The organism is Imperialibacter roseus (assembly GCF_032999765.1).
In the GTDB taxonomy this organism is placed as follows: domain Bacteria; phylum Bacteroidota; class Bacteroidia; order Cytophagales; family Cyclobacteriaceae; genus Imperialibacter; species Imperialibacter roseus.
In genome coordinates this window covers 4,557,224-4,569,294 of sequence record NZ_CP136051.1, presented here as the reverse complement: position 1 = coordinate 4,569,294, position 12,071 = coordinate 4,557,224, and the positions used below count along the sequence as shown (strand labels likewise).

Sequence of the window (12,071 nt, the reverse complement as noted above, 5' to 3'; positions counted from 1 at the left end):
TTCGGTGATTAGGAATACCTTATTTGCCCTTTCTCTTAAATGTCTCTATCGAGTCTTTTCTGGCAATAAGGAAATCACATTCTTTAATCAGCTCTTTTATCGGCACCCAGTTTTTACTAAAATATTCATGTAACGCAGGAAGTGTGATATTGCCAAGTTGAAAATAAATGACCTTTGGACCGGACTCGGAATTAAGATACCTGTTGTAAAAGTCCGTATCCTTTGTCAGGATCACTTCTTCATTTTTGTTCAAGTAACCATATATCCACATCTCTCATCTGGGGATTGATGTCAACTACATGCGAAAAAGCGGGAGAATTAAAATGGCTGAAAAATTTAGGCAGGTTAACATCAACAAGAAATCTCATGTTTGCTATGAGGCCAACTTGATTGATTTAACATCAATGTCAAGAAATTTTGAAGCATAAAGAATCGCAGCCTGGATATCCCCTTTTTCAAGAATTGGATAGGCTTCAAGGATATTGGATGTCGACTCGCCGGCCGCCAGATATTCAAGGATCGTTTTGACAGTGATTCGCATACCACGGATAACTGGCTGCCCGTTACAAACCTCCGAATCTATCACTATTCTTTGTAGTAATTTGTCCATTAATTAAAATTAATACTTATTGGACAAAATGTAAACCTCTAAGGTTCAAATTAGTCAAGCAGAATAATTATAAGAACCGAATAATTGAGAGTGAGGCTTATTAAATAACTAAAGGCTCAAATTTCCCGCATAACATGTATTTAAACCCATGAAGCTATTCTTCAACCGGCTGTATGTAGGATACGCCCTGCTGGTATTTTCTATTACGTTTCTGATTCTTTTTCCCTGGTTCCTGCTGGGAATCTATTACCCGCCGGCATCCAGAATGGTGCTAAAGGTGAACTATTGGTGGGCGATTGTTTACTTCTTTCTGATTGGATTGCCCATTAGTGAGGAGTGGCGCTTCAAACGGGACGGCCGCCAAAACTACATCTTCTGCTCCAACCATTTTTCCTACCTCGACATCCCCGTAATGGGATTTGTGCATTCACCTTGTGTTTTCGTGGGCAAAAGCAGCATTGCCAAAGTGCCGCTGTTTGGCTTTATGTTTAGGAAGTTACACATCATGGTCGACAGGGAGAGGGCCAGAAGCAGGGCCGAAGTCTACAAAAGAGCAGCCATTGCACTGGATGAAAAGAAATCCGTGATCATTTTTCCCGAAGGAGGAATCAAGGTCGTGCATTCGCCAAAGATGACGCCGTTTAAGGATGGCGCCTTCCGTATGGCCATTGAGAAACAAATTCCAATTGTTCCAGTGACCATTCCATACAATTGGATAATTTTACCGGACGACAATCGTTTTGTCATTCGTTTCAAACGCCCTAAAATTGTGCTCCACGAGCCCATCGACACCAAAGGGATGACAATTGATAAGGTGGACGAACTGAAGGATGAATGTTTTAGGGTGATAGATGAAGAACTCAGGAATCGCTTCCCTGAAAAATTTGCAAAAGATACTGAATGAAAATAGATAAAGACACCTTGCACAAACTGGCTCACCTGGCCAGGCTTGAATTGGATCCTTCCAACGAAAAGGAAATGCTCAACAGCCTGAGTGAAATCCTCACTTGGGTTGAAAAGCTCAATGAGTTGGACACAAAGGCTGTGGATCCCCTGGTAAGCATGTCGTATGAACTGAATGCTTTCAGAGAGGACAAGGTAACGGAGGAGCTTCCACGGGAAGAAGGTCTTGCCAACGCACCTCAGCACGACGACAAGTTCTTCATCGTACCCAAGGTAATCGAATAATATGAACGAAAGCTGGGCTTTCTGGAGGGAGTGGCCTTTCGAACTCAGGCGGCTTTTTGTTGCCATAGCAGCCATCGCCAGCCTCCTTATACTAATCGTTTTAGGTTTCGAAATTGCGGGCCACCACCTCGTGCTCGACTGGTACCTCACTTCCGAAACAGAGACCGTTAAACTTGTACTGGACCATGTTTCCGTTGGGCTTTTCGATCTGGACATCCCCGCCGATGTATACCTGGTCAAGCAGCATTTCGAGGGCAGCACCTGGATCATCCGCCCCTGGGCGGGTGTGGTTTATCTGGGGCTTCTTTCTCTGTTTTACAGCCTGCTGCTGGCTGTTTCTACTTACCTGCCCCGGTTTTGGTACATGGTAGCTTCCGTGGTTTTCATAGGTTTACTGATTTCGATGCGCCTGGAGCAGCTCCTTCTTTTTGGCTGGTTCGACTACAAACCTCTGGCGATTGGCATACTGCTTTTTCTGCCGCTTAGCTATTATTTTCATGCTTTTAAAAACCATATTCCTTTGGTGAAAAGGTTTTTTGCCTTTACCGGAGCATTCACGCTCCTTGCAGTAATTATTTACTTTGGTTCTCAAATTGAAGATCCCTTTTATACGCTCGCTCAATACAATTTCACAGCTCCTGTAATCATTGTCGTTGTGTTTGCTTTGTTGGTGGGCCACGAAGTTGTCTATTTCATCCTGCGAATGATCACCAGTGGCAAGGCGCAGGCAGGCTCAAAAAACTGGGTGCACTTTTTCACATTCAGCATATTCTATCTTGTTAACGTGGGGCTGGCCTACGCACACAACGCCCGCTACCTCACTTGGGATATTCTCTATCTCAACGAATTTCTGATGCTCGGCCTTGCCGCCGTCTTGGGTCTTTGGGGGTTGAAAGCCAGAGAGGCCAAGTACGAACGCACAGCTCCTTTTTATCCTGTCGCTGCTGTTTTCTATGTCGCCCTATGCGGGATTAGCTTCACTACTATTGGCTACCAACTGTTGCAGGGCAACGACCCCGTGCTGGAAGCATTTGAAGACGCCATTCTGTTCAGCCAGCTTGGCTTTGGCGTTATCTTTTTGCTATACATTATCGTCAACTTCATCACACCTTTGATGAGGAACATGGCTGTGCACCGCATTGTCTTCAAAGAAGGGGCCTTGCCATATCCAACTTACCGCCTGGCAGGCGCCATTGCTGTAACCGCTTTGTTTTTGCTGTCCAATCGTGTCGCACTCAATCAGTCAATTGCAGGGTACTACAACTCATTGGGCGATTTGTACAAGGTGAGAAATGAGCAGCTGCTGAGTGAACAGTACTATCTTCAGGGGGCATTGTATGGTTATCAAAACCACAAGTCTAACTATCAGCTGGGCTTCATTGCCAACAGCAAAGAGAAGCTGGGTGAAGCACTGTATAGGTTTGAACTGGCAGCTGGTAAGAACCCTTCTCCTCACGCTTTTGTCAATCTGAGCAACCAATATCAAAATACCGACCAATTCTTTAAAGGCATTTTCGCTTTGCAGAAGGGGAAGAGCAAATTCCCTTCTAATGGCTACATCGGCAACAACCTTGGCGTTCTTTATTCTTCGACCAATATTCTCGACTCTGCGACATTTTATTTGCGGCAGGGCCTCGGCGAAGAATTTTCCCGCCGTGCTGCTAACACCAATCTTGGATATGTGTCGTTCAAGGCGGGCCAGCAAATTGGTGCCGATGAAATAGAGGAGGTAGTGAACGACCAGCTTCCTTTTGGCTTCCTGACCAATGCATTGGCAGCCATGGCTAAAAATGCCACGAACCAATTACCAGAAGTAGTGAAGCCTTTTCTACCCGACTCAACACTATCTGGCTTCACTTTCCCCTTTGTTTACAACGCTGCCATAGTAGATATGGGGCAGACGGAAGGAAAACTGACCGACAGGTTGCCTGCTATGGTGGATGCTTCTTCGAATGCAGGCTTTTACGGCCCCTTGTCCATCGCACATGCGCTGCATCTTTACTACCAAGGCAAGGCTTCCCAAGCCATTCAGATCCTCAACCGGGTGCAGCAAGGGTTTCCCACCTACAGGGGCTATTGTTTCCATTTGATGAGCGTGATGGCGCTTGATCAGGGAGCAGCTATGAAAGCAGCTGAGTATTTTGAAAGTGCTTCTGCTGAAAGCTATCCTGATGCTGATATCAACCAGGCGATTGCATTATCTGAAGCTGGAAACTGGGAGCAGGCGACTTTGAAGTGGATTTTGTTGGAAACCCATGAGGGCACGTCAACGCTTGCTGAATCTATGCTCAAATTGTCGGAGACATCGGATTTGAGCAGCTTGGCAACCGACCAACAACGATACCAGTACTTTCGTTGGTTTGGGCGGCGACTAAACGAAACGCAGCAGGATGATGTTCTGGCCGCTTTCGAAAGCGAAAGCATGAAGAAGGCAGCCTTGGTTTGTCTTGCACAGGCTTATTTCAACGCCGGAGACACACAAGCCGCACAGCAGCTAATAGACAATCCATTGCTGAACGACTGGGCACAGTCCGAAATGACGATTTTGGAATTGGAACTGGCGATTAAAGAGGGTGGGCTGCCAAAACTGGATAATAGTGATTTGATCAACAGCCTGCCGCCAAAGTATGGCCAGGTGTGGGTAAGAGCTGCTCAGGCCGTGAAGGTGAACGATGCAACTGCTTTGAAGGAGGCGATTGTTAGTAATCCTTTCAATGCCACCCTCGCAATGGCTGCCGCCGAATTTTTACGGGAAATGAAAGAAGACGAAGCAGCTTACGATGTGCTTGTAGCCAGCATTGAGACCAATCCCTACAACCCGGAAATAATCAGGAAATACATTTGGCTGGCACTCGATATGGGATTCCAAAACTACGCTGAAAATGGAGTGATTCAACTCCTCGACCTGCTTCCACCAGAAGAATACAAGGCCTTCGAAAGAGAATACGCCGACCGGGTCGCAGAAATAGAAGCAGAACGGGAAAGCTGGAACTTCGATTGATTCCGATTTAAGACATTATACCTATCCTTGCAGGCAAGGAGACCAGGCATTTAACTTAAAAGGGCAAATGATTTGGGTACTTCAAAGCCTCATCGGGGCGATATTCTTTAGCGTTGGGTTTCAACCCGACGCTGTTTCAGTTGCAGTCCGTCCCAAAATCCCACTACGGTGATCTTTTTCAGCGCTGGGTTTCAACCCGGCGCAATTTCGGTATAGTATAGTGCAATTCCCATCTGGACTAGCGCTGGCTTTTGCCCCGGAAGCCGATCAACGCATTTCAAAGCCCCATCGGAGCGATCTTTTTCAGCGTTGGGTTTCAACCCGACGCTGGAAATTTGATTGCCATTTAGGAACGTCATGCCTGCGAAGGCAGGCATCTCAATTAAAAAGACAAGAGGTTACCGCTGTTCCCCCAACATCACCTCCAAAAACTTCCGCAACGCTGGATTCTCGTTGTCCTTCTTCCACATCGCCGACAACCTGGCCGTTTGCTTCCCATTTTTCAACTCGATAAACTTCACTTTCAGACTGAAACCCTCTTTCAATGTCGTCGGTACTATTGCAATCCCAAGCTTATTCTCCACCAATCTGAAAATTGTACTGGCGTGTACCGAACGATGTGAAACCTTCGGACGGAAGCCGCTGGCTTCGAATATATTCATGAACTGATTAAAATAGTCGACGCTATAATCGCTCGAAAACAAAATAAAGTTTTCTTCCTTTAGCTGATGCAAATCCACAAAGCTGTCTTCATTCATTGGGTGATCATGAGGGAGCACCAGAGAAAATGTATCCTCGAAGACCGTAATTAATTGCATTTCCTTCGGTGCATGTTCCAGCCTTACAAAACCGATATCGAGCTTTTCGTGCATGACCCCTTCCAGTTGTTCCTGGTTAGCCATTTCCATCAATGTGGTATGAATCGAAGGGAATCGCTTGTTAATTTCAAGTAGCACCCTTGGAATAACATTTTGCATGGCCGATCCTACAAAGCCAATCCGCACCTCACCGTCGTCTCCGGCTTCAATCATTTTTAGTTGCTTGACTATGAAGTCCAGATTGTTGATAACACCCTTGAGCTCTTGTTGAAGGTATTTCCCAGGTGCCGTCAGTGCTACGTTCCGCTTGGTTCTTACAAACAGTTTTACGTCCAGCTCTTCTTCCAGCTGCTGTATCTGTCGGCTAAGCCCCGGCTGGGTGATAAACAGCTTTTCGGCCGCTTTCCTGAAATGAAGCTCCTCCGCCACTTCCAGAAAATACTTGAAATGACGAAGCTCTAACTGATTACTTATAGGCATTAGTTATTGATATAAAAGGTATTTTTAGTAATTAAAGGTAGTGAGTAGATTTGAGAAATGCTTACATCGGTTAGAACTGATTGATTTTCATAGGTCTAGGGGTCAGTTCGTTCCGAATAGGCAACTTTAACCCAAATTATGCCCACGTCAGTGAATTTTCACCCTGGAGAGGACCGGCTGTCTGTCGGTCTTCTCATGAGGGTTTGCCAACAGGAAGTCGGTGTTGAGATCGCCAGAGCCGCCAGAGAAAAAATTGAACAGAGCCGAAGTTATGTTGACCAAATTGTAGAAAGCAATAAGGTTGTATATGGCATAAATACCGGTTTTGGGCCTTTGTGCAATACCCAGATAGCCGCTGGCGACACTCGAAAACTGCAGGACAATATCCTGCGCAGCCACAGTGTGGGGGTAGGGGCTCCTGTTCCTTTGGACATTGTCCGGCTGATGCTCATTACCAAGCTACAGTCCCTGAGTCAGGGCTATTCCGGCATTTCTACCGAAGTGTTGGAACGCATGATCTGGCACCTCACAACCGGATACTTACCCTACGTTCCGTCGCAAGGCTCAGTAGGTGCGTCCGGTGATTTGGCACCCTTGGCTCACATGTTCCTTCCTTTAATCGGGCTCGGAAAGGTGTGGGACGGAAACAACTGGGTCGAAACTGAAGCGATATTCCAAAAAGAGGGCATCAAGCCTATTGAGCTTGGCGCAAAGGAGGGGCTGGCGCTGATTAATGGCACGCAGTTCATTGCCTCGTTCGCCGTTCTGGGGTTGTACAGACTACACAACCTGCTTGAAACGGCTGACATCATTGGTGCCATGAGCCTCGAAGGAGTGCTCGGTTCTGCCAGCCCGTTCGATCCGGCACTGCATCAATTGCGGGCCTTCCAGGGGTCAATGCATGTAGCGCACAGGCTCAGAATAATGCTCAAAAATTCTGAAATGGTCGCTTCACATGCCAACTGTGGCAGGGTGCAGGATCCTTACAGTTTCCGCTGTATGCCACAGGTGCATGGCGCTTCCCGCAATGCATGGCTTCATCTCAAAGAGCTGACCGAAATAGAAATCAACAGTGTGACCGACAATCCCGTGATCTTTAGTGCTGAAAAAACCATCAGCGGAGGCAACTTCCATGGACAGTTGCTGGCCATGCCGCTAGATTACGCAACGTTGGCTGCTGCTGAAATTGGCAGCATTTCAGACAGACGTACGTATCAATTATTAGAAGGGGATGTCGAAGGTCTGCCGAAGCTCCTTATGCGCAATACCGGCATCAATTCCGGTTTCATGATTCCCCAGTACACCTCCGCTGCCCTGGTGAGCGAAAACAAAAGCCTTTGCTTCCCTGCCAGCGCCGACAGCATTCCTACGTCACTCGGTCAGGAGGACCATGTGAGTATGGGCTCCATCAGCGGCCGAAAACTGAACACCGTGCTGGATAACCTCGAAAATATTTTGGCCGTAGAGTTGGTATGTGCCGCACAAGCTTTCGACTACCGCAAGCCGATGAAGTCGGGGGTGATCCTGGACGCCTGTCACGAGCTGGTGCGACAAAAAATAGACCACGCAGAGGAGGACAGAATATTTGGCGATGACATCGCTGTAGCAAGGGAGATAGTTGCATCCGGGGAACTCACCAGTGCCGCACTTGAGGTTGCTCAATCAAACAATATCAACTTAAAAGGAGACCTGTATGAATCTTTCAGCCTTTCTTAATACTTACGCTAGCCACCCAAGCTACAAAGCGCCCACAGGCTCAACACTGAATGCCCGGTCGTGGCAGACTGAAGCGCCATTGCGCATGTTCCTCAACAACCTCGACGCTGAAGTGGCTGAAAATCCGGCAGAGTTGGTGGTGTACGGCGGCACTGGTCAGGCAGCCAGAAATGTGGAAGCGGCCAGAAAAATCATTGAGATGCTCCTGCAGTTGGATGACGAGCACAGTTTACTCATTCAATCTGGAAAGCCAGTCGGCGTGCTTCGGACACATCCCGAAGCACCAAGAGTGCTGATTGCCAACTCCAATTTGGTGCCGGCCTGGGCCAACTGGGAGCATTTTCAGGAACTGAAGGAGCGGGGCCTGATGATGTATGGCCAGATGACAGCTGGTAGCTGGATTTACATAGGTTCTCAGGGCATCCTTCAGGGAACCTACGAAACCTTTGTGGAATGTGGCAAGCAGCATTTTGGTGGCGGCCTCAAGGGGAAACTGCTGGTTTCCGGGGGCCTTGGTGGCATGGGAGGTGCTCAACCGTTGGCAGCGACCATGGCAGGGGCTACTTTCCTGGGTGTCGATATCGATCCCGAAAGAATAAAGAAGCGCCTGCACACCCGCTACATTGATAAAATGACCGACTCCTATGACGAAGCGGTGAAATGGGTGCTGGAAGCCAGGGAAAGGAAGGAAAGCATCTCGGTCGGCTTAGTGGGAGATATTGGCGACGTGCTGGAAAGGCTTTTGAAAGACAATATTACGCCCGATGTACTCACCGATCAGACATCTGCGCACGACCCTGTTTTCGGCTATGTGCCCAATGGGCTGTCGCTGACCGATGCGGAAATTCTTCGAATGAAAAATCCGGTGAAATACAAGGAGCGGTCATTGAAAAGCATGGCCCGCCATGTTGGCTTTATGCTCGAAATTAAGAAAAGGGGTGCCAAAGTATTTGACTACGGCAATAACCTCCGGGAATTTGCAAGGCAGGGAGGTGAGGCCAACGCTTTTGATTTCCCCGGGTTTGTGCCTGCTTATATCCGCCCGTTGTTTTGTGAAGGCAAAGGCCCTTTCCGTTGGGCTGCCCTTTCTGGCGACGCCGAAGATATTTACACCACCGACAAGGCTTTGATGGAAGCTTTTCCGGAAAATGCCCACCTCATCAACTGGTTGCAGCAAGCCAGAGAGAAAATAGCCTTTCAGGGGCTGCCCTGCCGTATTTGCTGGCTGGGCATGGGAGAGCGGGAAAAGGCCGGGCTGATCTTTAACGACCTGGTGAAAACAGGCAAAGTAAAAGCTCCGATCGTCATTGGTCGTGACCATCTCGACTGTGGTTCTGTAGCATCACCCAACAGGGAAACGGAAGGCATGCTCGACGGCTCCGATGCGGTGTCCGATTGGCCATTGCTTAACCTCATGGGCAATACAGCAGGCGGTGCCACGTGGGTTTCTTTCCACCACGGGGGAGGTGTTGGCATGGGCTATTCTCAGCACGCCGGCATGGTGGTGCTGGCCGATGGTACCGAAAGAGCGGAAAAATGCCTTCGTCGTGTGCTTTTCAACGATCCGGCCATGGGCGTTTTCCGCCACATGGACGCCGGCTACGAACTCGCCAGCAACGTCGCCGCCACCCATCATTTGAAATTTTAGTTTGTATTATACTAAAATGTAAATTTAGCAGAAAAGGCCAGCCCTGTAGGGGCGACATATCATAGCGATGGGTTTAAACCCATCGCTCCAAAGACATATATCAAAAAAAAATGCATACCCCCCAACTCACCGGCCCGTTCAAACAAGTCGTCACCCTGGCCAACCTGCCAACAAAGGGCCCAATAACGGACGATCAGCTTCAGGTGGTACCGAACGCAGGTATTGTGCTCCACGGCGATCGTATTGTCGAGATAGTTGACTTCGAAGAAGGAACGAAAAAGCGCAAGAATGTTTTTGAAATGGAAGGTGACTATGTGGCCTTTCCCGGGCTCATCGACTGCCACACCCATATCTGCTTTGCGGGCTCTCGGGCAAAAGACTACCAGCTGAAGGTGGGTGGTGCAGGCTATCAGGAGATACTCAAAGGCGGCGGTGGTATCCACGACACTGTGCAAAAGACGAGAGCGGCTACTCTGGCAGAATTAGAGAGGCTGGTAGCCGGGCGGGCCACACGGCACATCACAGAAGGTGTGACAACCATTGAAGTGAAAAGTGGTTATGGCCTTAACCTGGCCGACGAGCTTAAGATGTTGGAAGCCATCAGCCGCACGTCAAAGGAATATTTGCTCGACCTTATCCCCACTTGTCTGGCGGCCCATGTCAAGCCGGGTGAATTCGACCAGGCTGACGAATACCTCGATTTTCTGGTCAACAACCTATTGCCTCAGGTAAAACAGGAGGGTCTTTCCAATAGGGTAGATATTTTTGTGGAAGACGGTGCTTTTGATGTGGCGCTTAGCCGAAAGTACCTAACACAAGCCAAAGAATTGGGTTTTCACCTCACTGTGCACGCCGACCAGTTCAGTTCCGGCGGTAGCAAGCTGGCAGCAGACATCGGCGCTCTCAGCGCTGACCACCTCGAAGCTTCCACCGATACCGATATCAAGCACCTGGCTGGGAGCAACACCGTTGGCGTCGTATTGCCGGGTGCTTCCATGGGTTTGGGCCTGCCATTTGCTTCAGCCAGAAAATTGCTCGACTACGGGGGCTGTCTTGCCATCGCCACCGACTGGAACCCAGGCAGTGCTCCTATGGGTGATTTGCTGATGCAGGCGGCGGTGTTGGGAGCTTCGCAGAAGCTTTCCATGGCCGAAACCTGGGCAGGCATCACCTTCCGGGCAGCGAAAGCCCTTGACCTGGACGACCGAGGAAGCCTGATGTCCGGCAATTTGGCAGATTTTATTGCTTTTGAAACAACGGACTACCGGGAGGTGCTATATCACCAGGGTAAAATGAAACCAGTGGCCGTATGGAAAAATGGGCGGCTGGTTGAATAAAAAGTGGGCGAATAAACTGTCATTTGCTCAGTAGGTTTAACACCCAACAATATTCACTATCGGAGCCTTCATTAAATCTTTTAACTTCGCTCCACATAAACAAAACGATTGGCTTTCTGATTTAAAGGCATGTACAGATCACCTGACAGAAACATTTGGCGAGGAAGAACTGATAAATATGATGGGCCGGATGGCGCCCGCTGGCACCATGTCATTCAAATGCTCGATCTGTCAAGACCTATTGCTTCGGCTGCGGGTGAAAGGAAATTTGCGCTGCTAGGCTTTTGTTCCGACGAAGGAGTAAGAAAAAACTTTGGTAGGAGAGGAGCCTCTGAAGGGCCATATGTTATCAGGAAAATGGCAGCCAATTTACCCTGGCACGGCCAATCATCTGTTTCCCTTTTCGATGCCGGCGATGTGCTTTGCCCCAATGCCAACCTGGAAACGGTTCAGAGGCTATTAGGACAAAAAGTGGCGACACTGCTAGATACCGGCTATTTCCCTATTTTGCTGGGAGGTGGACATGAAATCGCCTACGGACATTTTCTTGGGGCTTTTGCCCATTGTCCGGATAAGAAGATCGGTATCATCAATCTCGATGCACATTTCGATCTGCGAAACGACCCGCATGCACCCACCTCGGGGACGCCATTTTTGCAAATAGCTAATTTCCTTGCCCAGGAAGGAAAGCCGTTCGACTATATGTGCCTCGGCATTCAGCCGTCCGGCAATACCACTGCCCTTTACAAGACTGCCCACCGCAAGAAAGTAAAATACCTGGAAGCAGGAACGCTCTTTCAGCTTTCTACGGCCGAAATAGAAAAGGTGATCCATAAATTCACGAAGCCCCTCGATCATATTTACCTCACCATATGCCTCGACGTAATGGATGGCGCATTTGCTCCGGGTGTCAGTGCTCCGGCTGTAATGGGGCTGGCACCACAGCAGGTAGCCGAGCTACTGCGCATCATTATGGGCACAGGCAAAGTGCTTACCTGCGATATTGCAGAAATGAACCCAGCCTTTGATCAGGACAATAGAACAGCGAAACTAGCGGCAAACCTCGTATTTCGAATCATGAGCGAACTAAAACCTACAAAGTAGCAAGCGCTTCTTCGTGCCTTTGAGTCTTTGTGGCTTAAAAAAAGAACCTTCCCTAACACTGTGAAGAGGATTCTACTACCTAAGTGTGTGTTGAGGGAAGGTCACAATCAATCGAAAACCGAGAGCAAGATGGTCAGGCTTTCGAGGTTTGTAATCCCCCAAACTGAGG

At 48.6% G+C, this 12,071-nt stretch carries 10 protein-coding genes; 7 read left to right on the top strand and 3 right to left on the bottom strand.

Annotated elements, in window-relative coordinates; genetic code table 11:
* Positions 1-19: 19 nt before the first annotated feature.
* A complete protein-coding gene (locus RT717_RS28535) occupies positions 20-271 on the bottom strand; it encodes a DUF5615 family PIN-like protein (protein ID WP_394854097.1) in 252 nt (83 codons plus the stop codon).
* A gap of 102 nt (positions 272-373) precedes the next feature.
* A complete protein-coding gene (locus RT717_RS19330) occupies positions 374-610 on the bottom strand; it encodes a DUF433 domain-containing protein (RefSeq protein WP_317487998.1) in 237 nt (78 codons plus the stop codon).
* 148 nt (positions 611-758) lie between these two features.
* On the opposite strand from RT717_RS19330, the gene RT717_RS19325 reads away from it, so the two are divergent.
* Genes RT717_RS19325 through RT717_RS19315 form a run of 3 tightly spaced genes read left to right on the top strand, consistent with a single transcriptional unit; the run spans position 759 to position 4,799 of the window.
* Positions 759-1,514, top strand: coding sequence for a lysophospholipid acyltransferase family protein (locus tag RT717_RS19325; RefSeq protein ID WP_317487997.1), 756 nt, complete (start codon positions 759-761; stop codon positions 1,512-1,514).
* A complete protein-coding gene (gatC, locus tag RT717_RS19320) occupies positions 1,511-1,798 on the top strand; it encodes an Asp-tRNA(Asn)/Glu-tRNA(Gln) amidotransferase subunit GatC (protein WP_317487996.1) in 288 nt (95 codons plus the stop codon). Before RT717_RS19325 ends, gatC begins: the two co-directional genes overlap by 4 nt.
* Before the next feature lies 1 nt (position 1,799).
* On the top strand, positions 1,800-4,799 hold the full coding sequence (locus tag RT717_RS19315; protein ID WP_317487995.1) for a tetratricopeptide repeat protein: 3,000 nt from the start codon (positions 1,800-1,802) through the stop codon (positions 4,797-4,799).
* Positions 4,800-5,197: 398 nt separating this feature from the next.
* Here RT717_RS19315 and RT717_RS19310 read toward each other — a convergent pair whose 3' ends face one another.
* Entirely contained in the window at positions 5,198-6,097 is a 900-nt protein-coding gene (locus tag RT717_RS19310) for a LysR family transcriptional regulator (protein WP_317487994.1), read from the bottom strand.
* Between the two features lie 150 nt (positions 6,098-6,247).
* Between RT717_RS19310 and hutH the strand changes: the two genes are divergently transcribed.
* The 4 genes from hutH to hutG all read left to right on the top strand — a co-directional run bounded on the left by hutH (position 6,248) and on the right by hutG (position 11,902).
* The gene (gene hutH / locus RT717_RS19305) at positions 6,248-7,813 is read left to right on the top strand and encodes a histidine ammonia-lyase (RefSeq protein ID WP_317487993.1); all 1,566 of its coding nucleotides are present in this window, start codon (positions 6,248-6,250) and stop codon (positions 7,811-7,813) included.
* Positions 7,791-9,461, top strand: coding sequence for a urocanate hydratase (gene hutU / locus RT717_RS19300; protein ID WP_317487992.1), 1,671 nt, complete (start codon positions 7,791-7,793; stop codon positions 9,459-9,461). Before hutH ends, hutU begins: the two co-directional genes overlap by 23 nt.
* A gap of 110 nt (positions 9,462-9,571) precedes the next feature.
* Positions 9,572-10,798, top strand: a complete 1,227-nt coding sequence (gene hutI, locus RT717_RS19295; protein WP_317487991.1) for an imidazolonepropionase — start codon at positions 9,572-9,574, stop codon at positions 10,796-10,798.
* Between the two features lie 129 nt (positions 10,799-10,927).
* Entirely contained in the window at positions 10,928-11,902 is a 975-nt protein-coding gene (gene hutG, locus RT717_RS19290) for a formimidoylglutamase (RefSeq protein WP_317487990.1), read from the top strand.
* The last annotated feature ends 169 nt before the right edge of the window (positions 11,903-12,071 follow it).

Bases quoted from the DNA above. Each gene is read 5' to 3' on its own strand.
- RT717_RS28535 (WP_394854097.1), bottom strand. From the start codon at position 271: ATGTGGATATATGGTTACTTGAACAAAAATGAAGAAGTGATCCTGACA.
- RT717_RS19330 (WP_317487998.1), bottom strand. From the start codon at position 610: ATGGACAAATTACTACAAAGAATAGTGATAGATTCGGAGGTTTGTAAC.
- RT717_RS19325 (WP_317487997.1), top strand. From the start codon at position 759: ATGAAGCTATTCTTCAACCGGCTGTATGTAGGATACGCCCTGCTGGTA.
- gatC (WP_317487996.1), top strand. From the start codon at position 1,511: ATGAAAATAGATAAAGACACCTTGCACAAACTGGCTCACCTGGCCAGG.
- RT717_RS19315 (WP_317487995.1), top strand. From the start codon at position 1,800: ATGAACGAAAGCTGGGCTTTCTGGAGGGAGTGGCCTTTCGAACTCAGG.
- RT717_RS19310 (WP_317487994.1), bottom strand. From the start codon at position 6,097: ATGCCTATAAGTAATCAGTTAGAGCTTCGTCATTTCAAGTATTTTCTG.
- hutU (WP_317487992.1), top strand. From the start codon at position 7,791: ATGAATCTTTCAGCCTTTCTTAATACTTACGCTAGCCACCCAAGCTAC.
- hutI (WP_317487991.1), top strand. From the start codon at position 9,572: ATGCATACCCCCCAACTCACCGGCCCGTTCAAACAAGTCGTCACCCTG.
- hutG (WP_317487990.1), top strand. From the start codon at position 10,928: ATGTACAGATCACCTGACAGAAACATTTGGCGAGGAAGAACTGATAAA.